Here is a 20,442-nt window from a genome sequence, read left to right on the forward strand (position 1 = left end):
CCTTCAAATATCATTGAAATAGTTGTATTACTATCTATTCGCATTCTTAATACTCTCAAGCTCTTCCCAGCGTTCAAAAGCCTGTTCAAGTTCGGCTTCTTTATTCGCCAGTGCTTGTAATTTTTCTTGGGTGTAATCTACCTCTTTGCTGAAGAAATCGGCTGAACTTATCTCTGTTTGTAGAGCTTCAATTTCCGCTTCAAGGGCTTCCATTTGTGTAGGCAATGCTTCCAGTTCACGTTGTTCTTTGTAAGACAGCTTCACTTTTTTCGCTTCTGTTTTTGGTTTTTCTTGTTTTGTAGACTCGCTTACAAGCGGTTCATTTTTCTTCTGATTTTGCAATTGTTCTGCTTGATTTGCATGGTAGTTTTGTTGCTGCTGTTTTGCATCAAAATAACCACCGATGTATTGATTCAACACGCCATTACCTTCAAAGAAATAGCACTCTTCCACGGTGTTATCAATAAATTGACGGTCGTGGCTGACGATTAACAAGGTACCCTGATAATCGGCAAGTAGCTCTTCTAACAGCTCTAAAGTTTCCACATCCAAATCATTGGTCGGTTCGTCCAGAATCAGTAAGTTATTGGGCTTGAGCAATAATTTTGCTAATAAAAGACGGTTACGTTCGCCACCTGATAAGGCTTTAACGGGCGTCATTGCACGTTTTGGCGGGAATAAGAAATCTTGCAAATAGCCAAGCACGTGGCGTTTTACCCCGTTGACTTCAATGTCTTGCTTGCCGTCGGCAACGTTATCCATCACCGTTTTTTCTAAATCTAACTCTGCACGGTATTGGTCGAAATAAGCTATATCTAACTTGGTTCCGCAACGAATTGTACCCGAAGTGGGTTGCAATTCGCCTAATAACAGTTTGATGAAGGTAGTTTTACCGCAACCATTTGGACCAACTAAGGCGATTTTATCGCCACGTTGAATGGTCGCAGAGAAATTTTTAAGTAGAGTTTTACCTTCCACTTCGTAGTTTGCATTCTCAATTTCAAACACGATCTTACCTGAACGGGCGGTGCTATCTAGCTGAATTTTGGCTTTACCCTGCACTTCGCGGCGGTTGCGACGCTCTTCACGCAATTTTTTTAAAGCACAGACTCGCCCTTCATTACGCGTGCGGCGGGCTTTAATGCCTTGGCGAATCCAAACTTCTTCTTGAGCCAATTTTTTATCGAAAAGCTCATTTTGTAAGGCTTCGACACGTAAATCTTCCGCTTTGGTCTCTAAATAGAGATCATAGTTGCTTGGGTAAGAAACGAGCTTGCCGCGATCTAAATCGACAATGCGAGTTGCCATTTTGCGAATAAATGAACGGTCGTGCGAGATGAAGATAATAGAGCCTTTGAAATTGAGCAATAGATCTTCAAGCCAAGTGATGGCTTCCACATCTAAGTGGTTGGTTGGTTCGTCTAATAACAGAATATCGGGATCAGCAACCAAGGCACGGGCAAGGGCAGCACGGCGAACCCAACCACCTGAAAGTTCGCAGAGTTTTTTATCTGGATCAAGCTCTAGCAATTTCAGCGTATCTTGAATACGGTTTTCAAACTGCCAGCCGTTGTTGTGTTCAAGTTGAGCTTGCACTTGTGACAATTTTGCCAACAGCTCATCGCTGTAATCGGTCAACATTTGTTGCGAAATGTGGTGATATTGCTTCAATAAGTCGCTTAAATGGGCGATACCTTCAGCAACATATTCAAACACGGTTTCTTGAATATGGCGTGGCGGATCTTGCTCAAGACGTGTCACAATGATGTCTTTTTCAAAAATCAACTTGCCATCGTCTAATTGCACTTCGCCTGCAAGTACTTTCATTAACGTTGATTTTCCCGCTCCATTGCGCCCCACTAAACAGACTCGTTCGTTAGGTTCAATATGTAATTCGGTATGATCTAAAAGTGGGAAATCCCCGAAGCCTAAATAGGCGTTTGATAGGTTTAGTAATGCCATAAAATTTGTATAAGAAAGTAAAATTGCCCGTATTTTAGCAGATTTGTATAAGTGAAGTGAGGTAAATAAGTTAAAATGAATCAGAAATCAATACTGTTTTGAGCATAAAAATACAAAAGTCGCTATTATTTAAAATAGCGACTTTTTTATTAATTAGAGAGATAACTTCTACAATTATTTAACTAAATCTTTTAATGCTTTACCAGCAACGAATGCTGGGATTTTAGCTGCTGCGATTTTGATCTCTTCGCCAGTACGTGGGTTACGACCAGTACGTGCTGCACGCTCGTTTACTTTGAAAGTACCGAAGCCGATTAATTGAACAGCATCACCTGCTTTTAAGCTTTCAGATACTGCTTCTAACGTTGCTTCTAAAGCTGCTTTAGCATCTTTTTTGCTTAAGTTTGCTTTTGCTGCGATAGCATCAATTAATTCACTTTTGTTCATAGTTTAATCCTCAAAGATTGTTTAGTTATGGCGAAAATCGCCGAAAAGGTTGATATAACTTAGTGTAGCTTAATTCAAAGTTCGAATTTCTCAAATAGGCAAATATTATTTTTTATCAAAAAATAATTCTACTGGTTAAAAATTATACCAACATTACTTATTCCCGTACTTCTGATCTCATTTTTAAGGTCTAAAATCAAGGGAACATCACGCTCTTCGCATTCGTTGAGTAGGCGGTAAATTTGCCATTGCACATCTAATTCTTCTTGAATTTCTTCTGAGTTTTTTAGCTCAACTTCGCTTAATTCTCGTTCATTTTGCATTTCTAAATAGCTTGCAACGGTGCCAAGCGAGATTTGACTAATGCGAATCGCTTGTTCAAGTGTTGAACCTGCAATGATACTATGTAGCAACTCAGAAAGGGCTTCGCACGCTTCTTGAGCTGGAAGCACGCCGAAAAATTCATATTCGTTCACATCTGGAATGATGTTTTCCAATTTTTCTAGCTGATTATCAAAGTTAATTTTCGCTCCTTTAACGGTGAGATGTTCCCAAACAAGATTTAAGATGTTCTGATAGAGCTTCGCATTCTCTTCTTGCTCAGCAACGTGGCAGAACATTTGAAAGTTAGGGTACATTCTTTCACACAAACATGCCATAAAGGTAAGGTGTTGCCAAGGTTCAAAGCGTTCTATACGTTTGTGGATAGGATTTCGCATATTATTCCTCGTGATAGTTAATGATGAAGCGGTCGAAATTCGCAAAAGTTTTGCAAAATTCCGCCGCTTGTCACCAATAATTACTTATGGTACTGCTTCGAAAACTCGTGAATTGCATCCACAAACACTTTCGGGCTTTCCGCTGGGACATCTTGATGGATGCCGTGCCCGAGGTTGAATACGTGTCCGGAACCTTTGCCAAAACCTGCAAGAATGTTTTTTACTTCTTGCTCAATGCGTGCAGCTGGTGCGTATAATACGCTTGGGTCCATATTGCCTTGCAGTGCCACTTTGTGCCCTACGCGTTTTTTCGCCTCACGAATATCAACGGTCCAGTCTAAACCAACCGCATCGCAACCTGTCTCTGCAATTGCTTCAAGCCATAATCCGCCCCCCTTGGTGAATAGGGTAACTGGCACTCTTCTGCCTTCATTTTCGCGAATTAAACCTTCCACGATTTTTTGCATATATTGCAATGAGAAGGTTTTGTACTCTTCGTGAGCCAATACTCCGCCCCAAGTGTCGAACACCATGACCGCTTGAGCACCCGCTTTGATCTGTGCATTCAAATAAAGGGTCACACTGTCAGCAAGTTTATCTAATAAGGCATGTAAAATTTGCGGATCGGCATACATCATTTTTTTGATTTTGGTAAAAGCCTTGCTTGAACCACCTTCAACCATATAGGTTGCTAATGTCCACGGGCTGCCTGAGAAGCCTATTAACGGCACTTCGCCTTTTAATTCACGGCGAATGGTGCGAACAGCATTCATGACATATTGCAATTCGCCTTCAGGATCAGGGATTGGCAAGCTCTCTACTTGGCTTTTGTTCTCAATTGGACGAGCAAATTTAGGACCTTCGCCAGCACCGAAACTTAATCCTAATCCCATTGCATCAGGAACAGTCAAAATATCTGAGAATAAAATGGCAGCATCTAACGCATAACGGCGTAAAGGTTGTAAAGTCACTTCACAGGCTAAATCCGCATTGCGACAAAGCGACATAAAATCGCCTGCTTGAGCACGAGTTGCTTTATATTCTGGCAAATAACGACCTGCTTGACGCATCATCCAAACGGGCGTCATATCCACAGGTTCGCGTAACAGGGCTTTTAAATAACGATCATTTTTAAGCTGAGTCATAATTATCCTTATTCTTCAAAATTAGTGCAGTTGAGTTTTATTTGTAGGCATCGCATTTAAAGCGAAATTGCTGTGTAAAAAAAGTGCAAGCACACGCAGATATTCGACAACCTCTTCGCCTGCTTCGATAAGTTCTTCGTTTTTATCATCGTCGTGGTAGCCAAGACGTGAAATCTCTTCTAAATCGTCAATTGCTTCGCCGATTTCATCTTTTTCTTCACTTAATTTGGGTTGAGCTAAACCCAATCCCAAAATAAAGTGGCTTGTCCATTCCGCGATACTATCAGCAAGAGCGAAGCCATCGTTTTCATCTTGAGGTAACCAAAGGCTGAAAAGCGTGTTAGCTTCCGTATAACTAGCAGTCAATTCTTGATAAAAATTTTCCAATGTTTTAAGAGGAGCTTGAGAAAAAGCGTGCCCATCATTGGTGAATTGGTAAGTTAAGGTTTTCCAAGACTCATCTTGTACACCGCCAACAATTAAGCCACTTAAAAAGCCATGAAATTCGGCTGGAGTGAGCTCAAGTTGTAGTTGCGTAACGAGCCCTTTAAATTCTGCCGGTGTTGTCATATCAATAAAATCAGAGGGTCATCAATAAGACTCGCATAATAGCAAAAAAACGGAGAATAAGGGATAAAAATCCGACTATTGTGCTGATTTACCTCAAAATAATTAAAAGAGAGGAATTAAATTCACCGATTTTCTATTTATGATTAAATTGAATAATGGCATAATAAACCAATTTTTATTGACTAATTTACTATTGATAAGGACAGCTCGCTATGTCGGCAAATAACATTGAGATACAACTTTTTGGGCAAATTTTGCGATTGAATTGTCCACCTGATCAGAAAGAAAATCTACTTATTTCCGCGCAACATTTGGAGGAGCGAGTAGGCGTTCTAAAAGAACAATCGGGCATTATTCAGTTAGAAAAAGTGTTAGCAATCGTAGCACTTAATCTAAACTATGAACTTGAGCTTGAAAAACAACACAACGAAAACAATAAAAATGTGTTGCAAAACTGTATTCAACAGCTTGATAGTTCATTGAATAAACTCCAGCCAACCGCATCAATTACGGTTGATGAATAACTATTATATGCTCGTCTAAAAGCTAGACAAACGTAAAATAAATTACGTTTAAGACTAGGAAAAAAGGCAAAATTCCGTTAATATTCTAACCCGTCTGGGGTGTGCGTTATTGGTTACGTCCCTGAGCCGATAATTTAAAACTTTGAGTTGAGCATCCAGTTGTTGGTGAGCATGCTTACTTTAAGTAAGAAGCCTAAAAACAAATACGTTCGACTCCCTTGAACCTTCTGGTTCAAGGACTATTACCAATAGCGGCACTTCGGACACCTCATCATCTATTTGCTATGCAATCTTCCATTCAAACAGACCGCCAAGTTCTTCGTAAACAACTTCTTGAAAAACGCTCACATTTATCGGCTGAAAAACAGTTACAGGCCTCATACGATCTCGTTCCTATTGCATTAGATATTATCGAAAAACAGCAAGCTGAACATATCGCTGTTTATTTGCCATTTAAACACGAAATTTCACCGCTTGTATTAGTTGAAGAGCTACGTAAACAAGGCAAAAAATGCTACTTACCGATTATTCATCCCTTCTCAAAAAACAATCTGCTATTCTCTCGTTTCAAAGCTAACACACCGTTAGAAAAACATCCGTGGGGCTTGTTACAACCGAAATTAGATGTAAGGAATGTGATCCCAACTTCGCAAATTGAGATGATTTTCACACCGCTTGTTGGCTGTGATAAACAGCTTGGGCGACTTGGCTACGGTGGCGGTTTTTACGATCGCACTTTTGAACAAAATCCAAAAGCAATTCGCGTAGGGCTGGCTCACACTTGTCAATGTGTAGAAAAGCTACCACTTGAGCCTTGGGATAAACCGCTGCATCATTTAATTATTGCGAAATAAACCCGCTTAAATCAAAAAAATCCTCCTTTTTATGAGGTTTAAGTTGAAATTTTACAAAAAATCAGTAATCTCTTTTCTTTAAAATTTTAAGAGGATACATAATGTTTGGCTTAGATCCAACCGTAACTACTTTCCTGATTTATTTGTTAGGAATGATCTTAATTGGCTTTATCGCCTATCGTGTTACCAATAATCTCTCTGATTACATCTTAGGTGGGCGTCGCTTAGGGAGCTTTGTTACCGCACTTTCTGCGGGCGCATCAGATATGTCTGGTTGGTTGCTAATGGGATTACCAGGGGCAATTTATGCGGGCGGTTTAATTGAAGCTTGGTTGGCAATTGGCTTAACATTAGGAGCTTATCTTAACTGGAAATTGGTTGCAGGGCGTTTACGTGCGCACACAGAATATTTTGGCGATGCTTTAACTTTACCAGAATATTTCCACAACCGTTTTAGCGATAAAACCCGTATCATCAAAATCCTATCTGCACTGATTTTCTTACTTTTCTTTGCTGTTTATTGTGCTTCTGGCGTTGTAGCTGGTGCTCGCGTATTCGAAAATCTCTTTGGCGTGCCTTACGCTGATGCTATCTGGTATGGCGCTGTTGCTACGATTCTTTATACCTTTATCGGCGGTTTTTTAGCGGTAAGCTGGACGGATACCATTCAAGCCACATTGATGCTTTTCGCATTAATTCTTACACCTGTTTTTGTGCTGATGAATATTGGTGGCTTTGAGGTAATGGAGGCAGCTATCACACATGCAGAAACAATCGCTCAACGTAACTACAACGATATGTTTACAGGCACAACCTTGCTGGGCGTAGCGAGTTTAATGGCATGGGGTTTAGGCTATTTTGGTCAGCCACATATTGTGGTTCGTTTTATGGCTGCAGAAGGCGTTAAATCACTCGAAAATGCTCGTCGCATTAGTATGACGTGGATGATCATTTGCCTTGCTGGTGCAATCGGTATTGGCTATTTTGGTATGGCTTATTTCTTCGTACACCCAGAACAAGCTAGTGTAGTAAGCCATAACAACGAACAAATTTTCATTGAACTGGCAAAATTATTATTCAACCCTTGGATTGCTGGCATCTTACTTTCTGCTATTTTGGCTGCTGTAATGAGCACACTTTCAGCCCAACTATTGATCTGCTCAAGTGCAATTACCGAAGATTTATACAAAGGCATCCTTCGTCCAGAAGCCTCTGATAAAGAACTCGTTTGGTTAAGCCGTTTAATGGTGCTCGCTGTTGCTGCCCTTGCAATTTATATCGCTCAAGATCCAAACAGTCAAGTATTTGGATTAGTAAAAGATGCGTGGGCAGGTTTTGGCTCTGCATTCGGTCCAATTGTTTTACTCTCTTTATTCTGGAAACGAATGAACGGTTTAGGCGCTATAGTTGGAATGCTTACAGGGGCATTAATTGTTTATTTCTGGAAAGATTTAACCGCTTTATTTGAATTACCAGAAATGTATTCTATGATTCCAGGTTTCTTACTTGCAACACTGATGATTGTCGTGATTTCTCTCATCACACCAGCACCAAATGCAAAAATATCCGAAACCTTTCAAAAAGCGAATAAAGCATATTTCAATGAAATACAATAATCATTACTTAATTTAATCGCAAAATCCTTTTAATTGTTAAACAGTTAAAAGGATTTTTTCTCTCTCCCATATCCAAGCGGTCTGATTTTTAGTATAATTTACTTTCAGTTGTCGAAAGATAACCAATTTGTTTTTATTATCACAACTGAGAAAACTTCCATGAACAATCAAACCATTAGCAGACCGAAACAAGCCTTTGTAGGCTTACAAATGCTCTTTGTTGCTTTCGGTGCTTTAGTGTTAGTTCCGCTTATCACGGGGCTCGATCCAAATACCGCACTACTTACTGCAGGTGTCGGTACTCTCCTTTTCCAACTCTGTACCAAACGTCAAGTACCTATTTTCCTCGCCTCCTCTTTCGCTTTTATTGCGCCAATTCAGTATGGTGTGCAAGAATGGGGAATTGCAGTCACTATGGGTGGTTTAGCGTGTACGGGCCTGGTTTACCTCTGTTTAAGTACCCTTGTAAAATGGAAAGGTGCACAAATTATGGACAGAATTTTCCCGCCTGTGGTTGTTGGCCCAGTGATTATCATCATTGGTTTAGGCTTAGCACCTGTGGCAGTTGATATGGCATTAGGCAAAAATACGAATGGTGCGATTTCACAAGACACTGCAATGTTTGTTTCAATGGTCACCTTAATTACCACTGTGATTGTTGCCGTCTTCGCCAAAGGCTTGATGAAGCTCGTGCCGATTATGTTTGGTATCGTTGTGGGTTATCTACTATCTCTCTTCTTAGGCATTGTAGATTTCACGCCAGTTCAAAATGCATCTTGGTTTGATTTACCTACAATCACAACGCCAGAGTTCCGTTTGGATGCGATTTTATACTTGCTTCCCATTGCTATCGCACCAGCAGTTGAACACGTGGGCGGGATTATGGCAATCAGCTCTGTAACGGGTAAAGACTTCCTGAAAAAACCAGGCTTACACCGTACCTTATTGGGCGATGGTATCGCAACCTCTGCAGCATCAATGATCGGTGGTCCACCAAATACAACCTATGCTGAAGTAACTGGCGCGGTAATGCTTACCAAAAACTTCAACCCAACCATTATGACTTGGGCGGCTTGTTGGGCTATTGCTATTTCATTCTGCGGAAAAGTGGGTGCATTCTTGCAAACCATTCCAGGTGTTGTAATGGGCGGTATTATGATGCTTGTCTTCGGCTCAATCGCTGCAGTAGGGATGAGTACGCTTATCAAAGCGAAAGTAGATATGGGTGAAGCACGCAACCTTGTAATTGTTTCCGTCGTAATGACCTTTGGTATTGGTGGTATGCTTATCAATGTAGGCGAATTTTCACTTAAAGGCATCAGCCTTTGTGCAATTGCTGCAATTCTGATGAATTTAGTTTTACCAAAAGCATCAGGGCAAATGTCAGAATAATTTATTCAAAAAATGAAGGATAAATAGTTGGTAAAAAATTAGATGTTTCCTTATTAATTAAGGTTTTAACTCGTTTTTACCAACTTTTTTCCTACATACTCATTCTAAAACATCCTTCTCTTCGGCTCAAAACTAACTTTTTCTTGTCCAGAGCGTTGTGTGACAATCACTTGCTCCCCTTCCTCAAGCCCAGACAGAATTTCTGTATATTGGCTATCTTTTAAGCCTGTTTGCACTGTTTTTTCTTCCACTTTATTATTTTTCAGCACTTGCACAACCGTTTGATCGCCTTGTTTTTTCAGTGTGGAAGTCGGCACAACAAGCACATTCTCACGTTTAGCAATGTTGATTTGCCCTTGTACCGTCATACCAATTCGCAATCTATTTTCGGAATTACCTACAAGCGAATTGGCATAATAATAAACCGCTTCGGTATTTCCTGATTCTTCGGTGTAATTGTTGTCAGTTAATGTTGTTAAAGCAGGATCAACGGTATCAATCTTACTCTCATAAGGATGGTTTGGTTCAGCCAATGTGGTAAAGCGGATCGATTGCCCTGCTTGTACTTGTGCAATATCGCCTTCTGAAACTTCCAGCTTAATCAACATTTTAGACAAATCAGCTACTTGTACAATCGTTGGTGAAGTTTGGTTTGAGTTTACCGTTTGTCCAACCGAGATGGGCACAGACACAATCACCCCATCCATTGGGGAAAGGATTTGGGTGTAATTTAAATTGGTTTTTGCATCACTTACCGAAATTTGGGCGGATTTAATTTGCGATTTTGCTTCGTCCACGCTAGCTTTAGCAGAGGCAAGCGTATTTTTTGCGGTTTCTAACTCAGAAAGTGAGGTGCTGTTCGTTTTGTAGAGCTGGCTTAAACGGTTGTAATTCGATTGTGCAACATCAAGCGCCACTTGTGCCGATTTCAATTTCGCTTGATAAGAGGCTAGATTTGCTTCCGCCGTGCTTAAGCTGTTACTTTGGTTGCTAGCATCAATTTCTGCAATCAAATCTCCTTTTTTAACCGCTTGTCCAAGTTTGACGTTGAGAGAAATGATTTTACCAGACACCTGAGCGCCTACTTCGGTGCGTTGGCTTGCTCGCACAGAGCCTGTTGCTAGAACGCTTTTATCAAGCGTCATTTTAGTTACAGGTTCGGTGATGTAGTAAATTTGCTCAGCATTATCGCTGCTTTTTATATAAAAATAACTCGCTACACCAATTGCCAGTAGCAAGCCCAAAATAATCGGTTTTAATTTCATTCAATATCCAAATAGTAGTTTAACAAGCGGTGATTATTGACTGATTTTTTGCAGATTGGTTCAATCTTCTTCTTACCTGTGATCTTTACTCCTATATTCCGTAGGAAAGAGCAACATTCACTCTCTCCCCTCGTGGGAAAGAGACAGATTGACGCAATGCTCAGTTGCGGCAAGCAGAGAGAGGGGAAGAGAGAGTGTGATATCACAACTGCAAAAGATCATTCAAAATTGCCCGCTTACCCCTCTTCCGAATTTCAATGCTGAACGCCTTGAAATTATCACTCTCCCACAAGGAGCGAGGGTATATGCTTACTAAGTTAAAAAATATCCCTAATATATCTAGCCACTGCTTCATCTTTATTAAACCCAATCACTTCATTATTGGGCAAGGCTTTTTTCAAACGTGGGTCAGCATTGCCCATCACACAGCCTTTGCCTGCTTGTTTAAGCATTTCAAAATCGTTCATTCCATCGCCAAAAACAAGGCAATCTTTGAGCGTGTAGCCTCGGCGTTCGGCAAGTTCTTCTAAGGCGTTGGCTTTGGAAACACCTTTGTTCATCACTTCTAAACATTGTGGCGTGGAGTAAACCATATAAACTTGGTCGCCATATTGCTCACGGATTTTTTTCTCAATAGGCAAAAGGTCTGCTAATTCTTTACCGATAAAAAAGACTTTTTCCGTTTGCTTGCCGTGATGATGTTTAAAATCGACCACTTGATAGGTAAATCCCGAATCTTTGTGGAATTTGCGTAGCGATTCTAAATCAATGTTGATAAACCACTCATCACCTTGATAAGTGTTTAAACAAATGCGTGAGGAGTCAAATTCTACTTGCATAAGCTCAACAGCAAGATCTTCAGGTAAGTGATGGTTTAAGACACATTCACCCGAAAGAAAATTCGCTCGTGCACCATTTGATGTGACTAACATCGCTTCATCTACATTCACTTTACGAATAATATGTTTTACATCTGGTAAGCTGCGACCCGTGGCGATATAAATATCAATGCCTTTTTTGGCAAGTTGGCTGAGGGTTTCAATCGTAAAATCACCGATTTTATGCTCGGCATTTAGCAGTGTGCCATCCAAATCTGAAATAATGGCTTTATAGGGATATGTCATTTTCTTTACCTTTTGACAAAAATTTACGATAGGCTATCAAAATTCAGCTACTCTCGCAAAGCAAATAGCGATTTCTTATAGAATATATCAAAAAGTAATTTATTTTCTTCATAAAGTAATTATAAAGATAAAAAATCCTCTATTTACAAATCTAGTTTGCGTTTATATAGTAATCCTTGAATATTAACTATATTTATATCTAAAATAGATTTATTTTTTGGTTTTTTATTCTATACACTGATTTAAAAATATAAGATAATCGTTTGCTTTAAGTGAAAAATGCTATTGACATAGATTTTTTTACCGCTATGATAACGCCCATCAACTGAATAACAATGCAAACATAAACACACACAACACACATGGAAAAACTACTTTCACTCCGATTATCTCTGTTATCGCATTCCGTGCGAGGCTAAAGGTTATCTGAAAGAAGTTAGTTCACTATCCAAACTTTGCCCGCATATCCTCCGATTATGCGGGTCTTTTTTTATCTAGAATACTTAAACGCAAGTTTAATAAGGAATGTTTATGGCAAACAATAATGTAATTATTTTCGATACCACCCTTCGTGATGGCGAGCAGGCACTGAAAGCAAGCTTAACGGTAAAAGAGAAATTGCAAATCGCATTGGCGTTAGAGCGTTTAGGCGTGGATGTGATGGAAGTAGGCTTCCCCGTTTCTTCCGCGGGCGATTTTGACTCTGTAAAAACCATTGCACAAAACATCAAAAACAGTCGTGTTTGCGCCCTTTCTCGAGCGGTAGATAAAGATATTGATGTGGCAGCAGAAGCGTTAAAAGTGGCGGAAGCTTTTCGTATTCACACCTTTATTGCAACCTCAGCACTCCACGTTGAAGCGAAACTTAAACGCTCTTTTGAAGATGTCGTAGAAATGGCAATTCACGCAGTAAAACGTGCGAGAGGCTACACCGATGATGTCGAATTTTCGTGTGAAGATGCAGGGCGTACAGGGATTGATAACATCTGCCGTATTGTTGAAGCTGCGATTAAAGCTGGAGCAACAACGGTAAATATCCCAGACACAGTGGGCTACTGCTTACCAACCCAGTACGGCAGCATTATTGCTGATGTGGTAAACCGCGTGCCAAATATCGATAAAGCAGTAATTTCGGTGCACTGTCATAACGATTTAGGGATGGCAACCGCAAATTCTTTAACTGCGGTGTTAAACGGTGCACGCCAAATTGAATGTACCATCAACGGCATCGGAGAACGCGCAGGCAACACTGCGCTTGAAGAAGTGGTAATGGCAATCAAAACCCGTCAAGATATGTTCAACGGCTTGGACACTCGCATTAACACTCAAGAAATTCATCGTGTAAGCCAAATGGTAAGCCAGCTTTGCAATATGCCAATTCAACCGAACAAAGCAATTGTGGGCAGTAATGCGTTTGCACATTCATCCGGCATTCACCAAGATGGTATGGTGAAAAATAAAAACACCTACGAAATTATGTCGCCAGAAACTATTGGCTTGAAAAAAGAGAAATTAAATTTAACCGCTCGTTCAGGTCGTGCTGCGGTGCGTAATCATATGGCAGAAATGGGTTACCAAGATAGCGATTACGATTTAGATAAACTTTACACAGCATTCCTTGAACTTGCCGATAAAAAAGGTCAGGTGTTCGACTACGATTTAGAAGCCCTTGCATTCATTGATATGCGTTCTGGCGATGAAGATCGTTTAAAATTAGATGTAATCACCTCACAAACCATTAGCACTCTTCCAGCCTCTGCATTTGTACAGGTTGAATTAGATGGCGAGAAATTAAGCCAAGTATCAAATGGCGGTAACGGTCCTGTGGATGCTGTATTCAATGCGATCTTAAACATCACAGGTTTAGATCTAAAAATGTCTCACTACAACCTTACTGCAAAAGGCGAAGGCGCAGAAGCGTTAGGGCAAGTTGATATTGTGGTAGAGCACGAAGGGCGTAAATTCCACGGCGTTGGCTTAGCGACAGATATTGTGGAATCTTCGGCTCGTGCGTTAATTCACGCCATCAACGCAATTTATCGTGCACATAAAGTGGCACATTTAAAGGCTAAAAGAGCTTAATTAACATTTAACACACTTAAAAAACGGGATTGTTACAATTAACAATCCCATTTTATTTTGTAAACTTATTATTACACTGCAAAACTATTTTTACTTTTTAGCAAAAAAGAGTAGCAAAATCTCTATTTTTCGCTACAATCAAACCGTTCATTTTTATTGACAGGTGATTGTATGAAAAATAAAACACTCGGAAGCACACTGATTGTTGCAGGAACAACAATTGGGGCTGGAATGTTAGCGATGCCTTTAACTTCAGCGGGCATTGGGTTTGGTTTTACCGTGGTTCTTCTCGTCTCTTTATGGCTGCTACTTTGCTTTACGGCATTGCTATTCGTTGAAGCGTATCAAACTGTAGATAGCGATGCAGGCTTAGGCACATTGGCAGAAAAATATTACGGCACATTTGGGCGAGTAATTTCTACCGCTGTTCTCATTATTTTCCTTTACGCTATTTTATCTGCTTATGTTTCAGGTGGTAGCTCAATTTTAGGTGGATTACTTCCAACCATTGTGGATACAGAAACCACAATCAAAATTGCGGGCTTGATTTTCACCGTAGTATTCGGAAGCTTTATTGTGGTAGGTACAACTAGCGTAGATGCCGTAAATCGCATTATTTTTGCGACTAAAATCTTGGCTTTTATCTTAGTGTTGGGGCTATTACTGCCGAAAGTAACCATAGGTCATTTATTAGCAATGCCAATCAATAATGCACTATTGATTTCTGCAATGCCGATTTTCTTTACCTCATTTGGTTTCCACGGCTCAATCCCAAGCTTAAACAAATACCTTGAAGGTAATGTAAAAGCATTGCGAATCTCGATTGTCGTCGGTACGGCAATTCCACTTATCTCTTATGTTTTATGGCAATTAGCGACTCACGGCGTATTAAGTCAAACTGAATTTATGGAAATTTTAGAGCGTGATCCAACTTTAAACGGTTTGGCAGAAGCCGCTCACTATATTACAGGCAGTTCTATTATTGGCACTACAGTTCGAATTTTCTCTGCCCTTGCTTTAATTACCTCATTCTTAGGGGTAGCATTAGGTTTATTTGAGGCGTTGGAAGATTTGCTCAAACGTGTGAACATCAATGCAGGGCGTAAAAGTTTAGGCTTGCTGACATTCTTACCGCCAATGTTATTTGCATTTTTCTACCCGCAAGGTTTTATTACCGCGTTAGGTTATGCTGGGCAAATGTTCGCGTTCTACGCTGTCGTGTTACCAATTGCGATGGTATGGCGTTTACGTAGCCAAAATGCAAACCTAGCATATCGCGTAAAAGGTGGCAAAGCCTCATTGATTATCGCGTTAGTAATTGGCGTATTTATCGTGATTGTACCATTCTTAATCCAACAAGGTTTATTGCCACAGGTTGTGGGTTAGAAATATTTCTCAAGCTGTTGATTTTGTAAAGAAATTTATAAAAGCTATTCCGCTTTGAACATTCTTTGCTAGAATGCAACCTTCTTATATACAGGAGAGCTTATGAAAAATAAAATTTTGGGCAGTGCCTTAATGATTGCAGGCACGACCATCGGTGCGGGGATGCTGGCGATGCCACTGACTTCAGCTGGGATGGGATTCGGGGTGACGTTGGTGTTGTTAGTCGGTTTATGGCTACTGCTTACCTACACAGGCTTGCTTTTTATGGAAGTTTATCAAACCGCAAAAGAGCAAGATGTCGGCGTAGCAAGCCTTGCAGAGCAATACTTCGGTATGACGGGACGAGTGCTTGCAACTGCAAGTTTATTAATTTTACTTTATGCACTTTTAGCCGCTTATATCACAGGTGGTGGTTCACTCGTTTCAGGGATTTTGCCTGAAAGTTTAGGAGCTGATAACGCATTAAAAGTTGGGATTTTAATCTTTACCCTTATTCTTGGTGCATTTGTGGTTGTAGGGATTAAAGGTGTGGACGGCTTAACCCGAGTGCTTTTCATCGGCAAAATCATTGCATTTATCGGTGTATTGATGATGATGTTGCCGAAAGCTAAATTGGAAAACCTCACCGCAGTGCCACTTGATAACTTATTAGTGATTTCAGCGATTCCGATTTTCTTCACATCTTTCGGTTTCCACGTAATTATGGGTAGCATCAATAGCTACTTAGAAGCGGACATCAAAAAAATCCGCGTGGCGGTGTTAATCGGGACGTTAATCCCATTAACCGCGTACCTCTTATGGCAATTAGCAACGCACGGCGTATTAAGCCAAAATGAGTTTGCGACATTATTAAAACAAGATGCAACCTTAAACGGCTTAGTCAAGGCGACTAGCCAAATCACAGGTAGTACAATTTTGGGCGAGATGGTTCGAATCTTCTCAACCTTGGCATTGATTACTTCATTCTTAGGTGTAGCAATGGGGATCTTTGAAGGCGTAGGCGATTTACTCAAACGCGTGAATTTACCAAATAACCGCTTAGTTTTAACCCCATTAACCTTTATTCCACCGCTTGCGTTTGCGTTGTTCTATCCAAACGGCTTTATCGCAGCATTAGGCTATGCGGGTTTACTCTTCGCATTCTACGGCTTAGTGCTTCCAATCGGCTTAGCGTGGAAAACCCGTCAACAACATCCAAATCTTCCATATCGCGTTGCAGGCGGAAACTTGGCGTTAATCGTAGCTCTGATTATGGGCGTGATTATTATGATCATTCCATTCTTAATGGAAACGGGCATTTTACCGCCAGTGGCTGGTTAATAGGCATAGTGGACAAAATTGTTGCTAACGTTTATTTTTCAAAATGTTAGCAACTCTTTTTATTTAAAAAATCTTTTATAAACATCACCTTACATTTTTTCGTTAATCCATTATGATTATTTAATTGACGCTCTAGATGGTTAAATAATCCTTCTGGCCTATGTGTCGTATTTTCGATATTTATTTCAATATACCTTTCAAAGGTGAATAAATAATTCATATAATACTTCAAACTTGTATAAGCACCTCTCACATCCCTGCATTTATAAGGAAAATAGCCCTTTTCATTCGCTTTATCACTCAGTTCTTTTAAAAAAGTTGGGGCTGTACTAGATAACGACTAAAAATTCCATTTAGGCAACATTATTGCCAATTATCCGAGAGAAAGTTAAGCCTGATAGCATAGTGCACACGGATACTTTTCGTCGTTATGATATGCTTGATGTCAGTGAATTTAGCTATTTTCGCATCAATCACAGCACGCATTTTACTGAAAATCATCACCACATAAACGGAATTAAGAATTGATAGAGTATACTCTTTATCTTTTGACTTTGATTTATCTACTTCTGTATTAGTCAAAGGTTTTGTTACTTTAGGCATTTATTCCACCTTAAACACATTTTTTGTAACCACGAGATTTCGGCATTATACCGTGGTTACAATCGTGGTTACATAAATCAGCGGTCAAATGCGTTTTAATACGTTAAGTTACGTTGATTAAAAGCAATAAAAAAGCCTTTCGAACTAGGCTACACAAGGCTTTTGTGAGCGGTTACGAAAGGCTACAATAGGAGCTATGGTGCGACTAGCTGGACTCGAACCAGTGCCCCCCACCATGTCAAGGTGGTGCTCTAACCAACTGAGCTATAGTCGCATAATTGGTTTGTATTCTATTGAAAAAGCAGAAATGATGCAACTCTTTTTCGCATCAAGCGGTTATTTATACATCATATTTTGCAAATTTATAGATCGTCAATCACCACATAAATTTTTGATACAGGACCGTGTACGCCAACCACTTTGATTAACTCAATATCCGCTGTCGCACTTGGGCCTGAGATAATGTTGATACAAGATGGCATACGTTCGCCTGCTTGGGCTTTTTGGTGCAAAATTTGTGCTAATTGTGCCACGCGTGGCAATACTTGGCTTTTACGTACTACGACAACAGAAGTCGTTGGAAGCAAGCTGGTTGAACGCCCATTGTCTTTGGTCGCAAATAACACGATACCACCAGACTCGGTTAAACCGTATTCAGCGTGAACGATCCCGATGTTTGCCGCTGCAGATTTCACGATGTTTTCTTCATCTTGCTGGAAATCCCACACGAAGCTGTCGAAGTGTGCTTTTACCGCATCAGTAATGCCCAATGCATTTAAACGTGCATCGTTATTTAACACCACGCTACCGCCACCGTATTTTTGGCAAACATCCACAACGGCTTGTGCAACATCAGCTTCTTTGGTTTCTACCACATCCACCAGTAACACTTTAGCGAAGTTCATAAATTCTTCGCAAAGCTCTTGTTGCGATAAATGGGTTAAGCGTGTGGTTGGGTGATCGTTAACAGGCGTATCCATTTGATCTGGCACGAGTTTACGTTCACGCCCCATTTTCGCCGCCAATTTATTTAAAAAATTCTCTCTATTTTCTACGTTCATTGTGTTGTCCTTTTATTTACGATTCGCAAACCACTCGCGGAAACTTTCACCTTCTGGCGTTGGTAAGTCACGTGCTTTTGTCCATTCGCCCAATGCACCTGCTTGGATTGGGGCTTTACCATTTTTGATAAATTTACCTGCCAATTTCGCACCGATTTTCACGCCCGCATTCCAAAGCGTTGGATGTGAGTTGGCAAAAGTGAAACCTTTGATTTCAATTTGTTCAAGTTTCGGTGTAAGCCCTTCTTCCACCAATTTTTCACGGTGTTTTAAGATAAGCTGTGCCAGTGGAATTTTCACAGGGCAAACGCTGTTACACGCATTACACAATGAGCAAGCATATGGTAATTCTTTGAACTCATCGTAACCGCCAAGTAACGGAGAAATCACCGCACCGATTGGGCCTGGATAAATTGAGCCGTAGCCGTGTCCACCAATTTGGCGATAAGCAGGGCAAGTGTTCAAGCACGCACCACAACGGATACAACGTAAAACTTCTTCAAATTCGCTCTCTAAAATTTTTGAACGACCGTTATCAACAATCACTAAGTGAAAATCTTCAGGACCATCAACTTCACCTTCTAAGCGAGGGCCTGTTAACCAAGTATTGTAAGCGGTTAATTTCGCCCCCACCGCACTGCGGCAAAGCATGGTGATTAACACATCCACCTCTTTGAAAGTTGGAGCGATACGTTCCATTCCCATTACTGCGATGTGTGTTTTGGGTACCGTGGTAGCCAAACGTAAGTTACCTTCATTAGTTACCAAGCAGACAGAACCTGTTTCTGGCACGGCAAAGTTACAGCCTGAAATCCCAATATCGGCTTCTAAAAAATCTTTTCGTAAGGTTTTACGCACAAAAGCGTTCATCTCTTCTGGTTGTTCGCTGCCTTCATAGCCTAAAACTTCATGCAATTCTTTGCGAATACGGTGGCGATCTTTATGAATTGCAGGCACAACAATGTGAGAAGGTTTATCACCCACGATTTGTAGTAAGTATTCGCCCAAGTCGGTTTCTACCACTTTAATTCCTTCCGCTTCTAAAACGTGGTTCATACCGATTTCTTCGGTTACCATCGATTTAGATTTCACAATGGTTTTTGCCTTTTTTTCTAATGCGACTTTGCGAATATAAGCGGTCGCTTCTTCAGCAGTTTCTGCAAAAAAGACTTTACCACCATTTTGCGTCACTTTTTCGCTTAATTGGTAAAGATACGCGTCTAGGTTTGCTAAAACGTGATTACGGAACTGTTTAGAAAGATCGCGCCACTCTTCCCAGTTACCTAATTCGTCTACCATTTTTTGGCGGTTTGCACCGATGGTTTCTTGAGCTTTTACCACCGCTTTACGCATAATTTCGTTATTAACTTGTTGGTCAACGCGTTGTTTAAATGGTAGCGTGCTTGTTTGTAAATGTGACATTTTAGGCTTCTCTCTCTTCTTGCATTAACACTTCCGCAATGTGCATCACTTTTACGTTTTTCCCTTCACGGCTTAAACGACCAGCGATATTCATTAAGCAGCTTACGTCTGCACCGACTAAATAATCAGGATCTACTTCTGAAATGTTAACTACTTTTTCTGTCACCATTTCACCTGAAATCTCTGCCATTTTTACCGAGAATGTGCCGCCGAAACCGCAGCAAGTTTGTTGGTTGTGAATTGGCATTAACTCTAACCCTTTTACATTTTGAAGTAGAGTTAATGGCTCATTCACCACGCCTAATTTACGCGTTAAGCTGCAAGATGGGTGATAAACGGCTTTGCCTGTTAAGCGTGCGCCCACGTTGGTTTTTCCTAAAACATTCACAATAAAAGCGGTTAAATCATGGAAACGATTTGCAACTTTTTCTGCACGTTTTGCCCATTCAGGTTCACCAAAACGAGTGAAATATTCTGAGTAGTTTTTGATTGCATATACGCAAGAACCCGCTGGGGCTACAATTGGATAATCATTCACTTCAAAAGTTTCAACTAATTTTTTCATTCCTGCTACGGCATCTTTTGCATATCCGCTGTTAATTGCAGGTTGTCCACAACAGCCTTGTTTTTCAAGGAAAATCACGTTACAGCCTAGTTTTTCGAGCAATAACACGCTGTTTTTCGCCACATTGCTTTTTATAATGTCTGCGATACAGGTTACATAAAAATTCACGTTCATTTGAATTCCCACCTAATAAATAAAAATAAGAAATAATCGTATTTAGAAAGCCATAAATGACAAAAGGAAGCAAATGCTTCCTTTTAGTGTTTTTCCTATAGCTGACGCCATAGGTTACGCATAAGTAAGCCCCTTTGGGACTTTCAAGCGGTTATGTTTTAAATTTCTTACATTCAGCAATGAGGTGCTGATTTATGCTTATCCTAGGGCA

The 20,442-nt window shown here is 40.3% G+C and carries 17 protein-coding genes, 1 tRNA gene, 1 other RNA gene and 1 pseudogene; 9 read left to right on the top strand and 11 right to left on the bottom strand.

The genetic code is table 11. The features are described from left to right. Positions 1–30 precede the first annotated feature (30 nt). From DPV92_RS02395 to DPV92_RS02415, 5 genes are all read right to left on the bottom strand, one after another. Positions 31–1,962, bottom strand: a complete 1,932-nt coding sequence (locus DPV92_RS02395) for an ABC transporter ATP-binding protein (RefSeq protein WP_111353497.1) — start codon at positions 1,960–1,962, stop codon at positions 31–33. Between the two features lie 174 nt (positions 1,963–2,136). Beyond that, a complete protein-coding gene (locus tag DPV92_RS02400; protein ID WP_005708418.1) occupies positions 2,137–2,409 on the bottom strand; it encodes an HU family DNA-binding protein in 273 nt (90 codons plus the stop codon). A gap of 128 nt (positions 2,410–2,537) precedes the next feature. After that, a complete protein-coding gene (locus DPV92_RS02405; protein ID WP_111353498.1) occupies positions 2,538–3,128 on the bottom strand; it encodes a YjaG family protein in 591 nt (196 codons plus the stop codon). 80 nt (positions 3,129–3,208) lie between these two features. Continuing rightward, positions 3,209–4,273, bottom strand: coding sequence for a uroporphyrinogen decarboxylase (hemE, locus tag DPV92_RS02410; RefSeq protein WP_111353499.1), 1,065 nt, complete (start codon positions 4,271–4,273; stop codon positions 3,209–3,211). 21 nt (positions 4,274–4,294) lie between these two features. Next, positions 4,295–4,849: a UPF0149 family protein gene (locus DPV92_RS02415; RefSeq protein ID WP_404810734.1), complete on the bottom strand. Its 555-nt coding sequence runs from the start codon at positions 4,847–4,849 to the stop codon at positions 4,295–4,297. A gap of 206 nt (positions 4,850–5,055) precedes the next feature. On the opposite strand from DPV92_RS02415, the gene DPV92_RS02420 reads away from it, so the two are divergent. The 5 genes from DPV92_RS02420 (at position 5,056) to DPV92_RS02440 (ending at position 9,229) form a co-directional block, all read left to right on the top strand. Beyond that, positions 5,056–5,367, top strand: a complete 312-nt coding sequence (locus tag DPV92_RS02420; RefSeq protein ID WP_111353501.1) for a cell division protein ZapA — start codon at positions 5,056–5,058, stop codon at positions 5,365–5,367. An 88-nt stretch (positions 5,368–5,455) separates the two neighbouring features. Beyond that, positions 5,456–5,637, top strand: a non-coding RNA gene (gene ssrS / locus DPV92_RS02425) — 6S RNA. A gap of 14 nt (positions 5,638–5,651) precedes the next feature. Next, positions 5,652–6,221 (top strand): 5-formyltetrahydrofolate cyclo-ligase, encoded by a 570-nt coding sequence (locus DPV92_RS02430; protein ID WP_111353502.1) that lies wholly within the window; start codon positions 5,652–5,654, stop codon positions 6,219–6,221. A 101-nt stretch (positions 6,222–6,322) separates the two neighbouring features. Beyond that, the gene (putP, locus tag DPV92_RS02435; protein ID WP_111353503.1) at positions 6,323–7,837 is read left to right on the top strand and encodes a sodium/proline symporter PutP; all 1,515 of its coding nucleotides are present in this window, start codon (positions 6,323–6,325) and stop codon (positions 7,835–7,837) included. Between the two features lie 159 nt (positions 7,838–7,996). Then, positions 7,997–9,229: a uracil-xanthine permease family protein gene (locus tag DPV92_RS02440; RefSeq protein ID WP_111353504.1), complete on the top strand. Its 1,233-nt coding sequence runs from the start codon at positions 7,997–7,999 to the stop codon at positions 9,227–9,229. Between the two features lie 104 nt (positions 9,230–9,333). Here the strand turns inward: DPV92_RS02440 and DPV92_RS02445 are convergent, their stop codons facing one another. After that, positions 9,334–10,494: an efflux RND transporter periplasmic adaptor subunit gene (locus tag DPV92_RS02445; RefSeq protein ID WP_111353505.1), complete on the bottom strand. Its 1,161-nt coding sequence runs from the start codon at positions 10,492–10,494 to the stop codon at positions 9,334–9,336. A gap of 317 nt (positions 10,495–10,811) precedes the next feature. Beyond that, positions 10,812–11,618: a Cof-type HAD-IIB family hydrolase gene (locus tag DPV92_RS02450; RefSeq protein ID WP_111353506.1), complete on the bottom strand. Its 807-nt coding sequence runs from the start codon at positions 11,616–11,618 to the stop codon at positions 10,812–10,814. Between the two features lie 531 nt (positions 11,619–12,149). On the opposite strand from DPV92_RS02450, the gene leuA reads away from it, so the two are divergent. The 4 genes and pseudogenes from leuA to DPV92_RS02475 form a co-directional block, all read left to right on the top strand. Next, the gene (leuA, locus tag DPV92_RS02455; protein ID WP_111353507.1) at positions 12,150–13,700 is read left to right on the top strand and encodes a 2-isopropylmalate synthase; all 1,551 of its coding nucleotides are present in this window, start codon (positions 12,150–12,152) and stop codon (positions 13,698–13,700) included. Positions 13,701–13,871: 171 nt separating this feature from the next. After that, positions 13,872–15,086 (top strand): aromatic amino acid transport family protein, encoded by a 1,215-nt coding sequence (locus DPV92_RS02460; protein WP_111353508.1) that lies wholly within the window; start codon positions 13,872–13,874, stop codon positions 15,084–15,086. Positions 15,087–15,188: 102 nt separating this feature from the next. Next, positions 15,189–16,406 carry an aromatic amino acid transport family protein gene (locus DPV92_RS02465; protein ID WP_111353509.1) on the top strand — a complete coding sequence of 406 codons (1,218 nt, stop codon included), beginning with the start codon at positions 15,189–15,191 and terminating at the stop codon, positions 16,404–16,406. 357 nt (positions 16,407–16,763) lie between these two features. After that, positions 16,764–16,931 (top strand): annotated as a pseudogene (locus DPV92_RS02475) (transposase); the annotation flags it as partial. 275 nt (positions 16,932–17,206) lie between these two features. On the opposite strand, the gene DPV92_RS02485 reads toward DPV92_RS02475, so the two are convergent. From DPV92_RS02485 to DPV92_RS02500, 4 genes are all read right to left on the bottom strand, one after another. Beyond that, positions 17,207–17,283 (bottom strand) — tRNA-Val (locus tag DPV92_RS02485). An 88-nt stretch (positions 17,284–17,371) separates the two neighbouring features. Further along, the gene (locus DPV92_RS02490) at positions 17,372–18,070 is read right to left on the bottom strand and encodes a LutC/YkgG family protein (RefSeq protein ID WP_111353510.1); all 699 of its coding nucleotides are present in this window, start codon (positions 18,068–18,070) and stop codon (positions 17,372–17,374) included. Positions 18,071–18,082: 12 nt separating this feature from the next. Continuing rightward, positions 18,083–19,492: a LutB/LldF family L-lactate oxidation iron-sulfur protein gene (locus tag DPV92_RS02495; RefSeq protein WP_111353511.1), complete on the bottom strand. Its 1,410-nt coding sequence runs from the start codon at positions 19,490–19,492 to the stop codon at positions 18,083–18,085. 1 nt (position 19,493) lies between these two features. Next, a complete protein-coding gene (locus DPV92_RS02500) occupies positions 19,494–20,231 on the bottom strand; it encodes a (Fe-S)-binding protein (protein ID WP_111353512.1) in 738 nt (245 codons plus the stop codon). Positions 20,232–20,442 lie beyond the last annotated feature (211 nt).

The sequence above is a fragment of the Pseudohaemophilus paraphrohaemolyticus genome (assembly GCF_003253115.1).
In the GTDB taxonomy this organism is placed as follows: Bacteria; Pseudomonadota; Gammaproteobacteria; order Enterobacterales; family Pasteurellaceae; genus Haemophilus_A; species Haemophilus_A paraphrohaemolyticus_A.

Excerpts from the sequence above, each read along its gene's own strand:
- DPV92_RS02450 (WP_111353506.1), bottom strand. The coding sequence starts at position 11,618 with ATGACATATCCCTATAAAGCCATTATTTCAGATTTGGATGGCACACTG.
- DPV92_RS02420 (WP_111353501.1), top strand. The coding sequence starts at position 5,056 with ATGTCGGCAAATAACATTGAGATACAACTTTTTGGGCAAATTTTGCGA.
- DPV92_RS02490 (WP_111353510.1), bottom strand. The coding sequence starts at position 18,070 with ATGAACGTAGAAAATAGAGAGAATTTTTTAAATAAATTGGCGGCGAAA.
- DPV92_RS02440 (WP_111353504.1), top strand. The coding sequence starts at position 7,997 with ATGAACAATCAAACCATTAGCAGACCGAAACAAGCCTTTGTAGGCTTA.
- DPV92_RS02400 (WP_005708418.1), bottom strand. The coding sequence starts at position 2,409 with ATGAACAAAAGTGAATTAATTGATGCTATCGCAGCAAAAGCAAACTTA.
- leuA (WP_111353507.1), top strand. The coding sequence starts at position 12,150 with ATGGCAAACAATAATGTAATTATTTTCGATACCACCCTTCGTGATGGC.
- DPV92_RS02465 (WP_111353509.1), top strand. The coding sequence starts at position 15,189 with ATGAAAAATAAAATTTTGGGCAGTGCCTTAATGATTGCAGGCACGACC.
- DPV92_RS02395 (WP_111353497.1), bottom strand. The coding sequence starts at position 1,962 with ATGGCATTACTAAACCTATCAAACGCCTATTTAGGCTTCGGGGATTTC.
- DPV92_RS02445 (WP_111353505.1), bottom strand. The coding sequence starts at position 10,494 with ATGAAATTAAAACCGATTATTTTGGGCTTGCTACTGGCAATTGGTGTA.
- DPV92_RS02460 (WP_111353508.1), top strand. The coding sequence starts at position 13,872 with ATGAAAAATAAAACACTCGGAAGCACACTGATTGTTGCAGGAACAACA.
- DPV92_RS02500 (WP_111353512.1), bottom strand. The coding sequence starts at position 20,231 with ATGAACGTGAATTTTTATGTAACCTGTATCGCAGACATTATAAAAAGC.
- putP (WP_111353503.1), top strand. The coding sequence starts at position 6,323 with ATGTTTGGCTTAGATCCAACCGTAACTACTTTCCTGATTTATTTGTTA.
- DPV92_RS02430 (WP_111353502.1), top strand. The coding sequence starts at position 5,652 with ATGCAATCTTCCATTCAAACAGACCGCCAAGTTCTTCGTAAACAACTT.
- hemE (WP_111353499.1), bottom strand. The coding sequence starts at position 4,273 with ATGACTCAGCTTAAAAATGATCGTTATTTAAAAGCCCTGTTACGCGAA.
- DPV92_RS02495 (WP_111353511.1), bottom strand. The coding sequence starts at position 19,492 with ATGTCACATTTACAAACAAGCACGCTACCATTTAAACAACGCGTTGAC.
- DPV92_RS02405 (WP_111353498.1), bottom strand. The coding sequence starts at position 3,128 with ATGCGAAATCCTATCCACAAACGTATAGAACGCTTTGAACCTTGGCAA.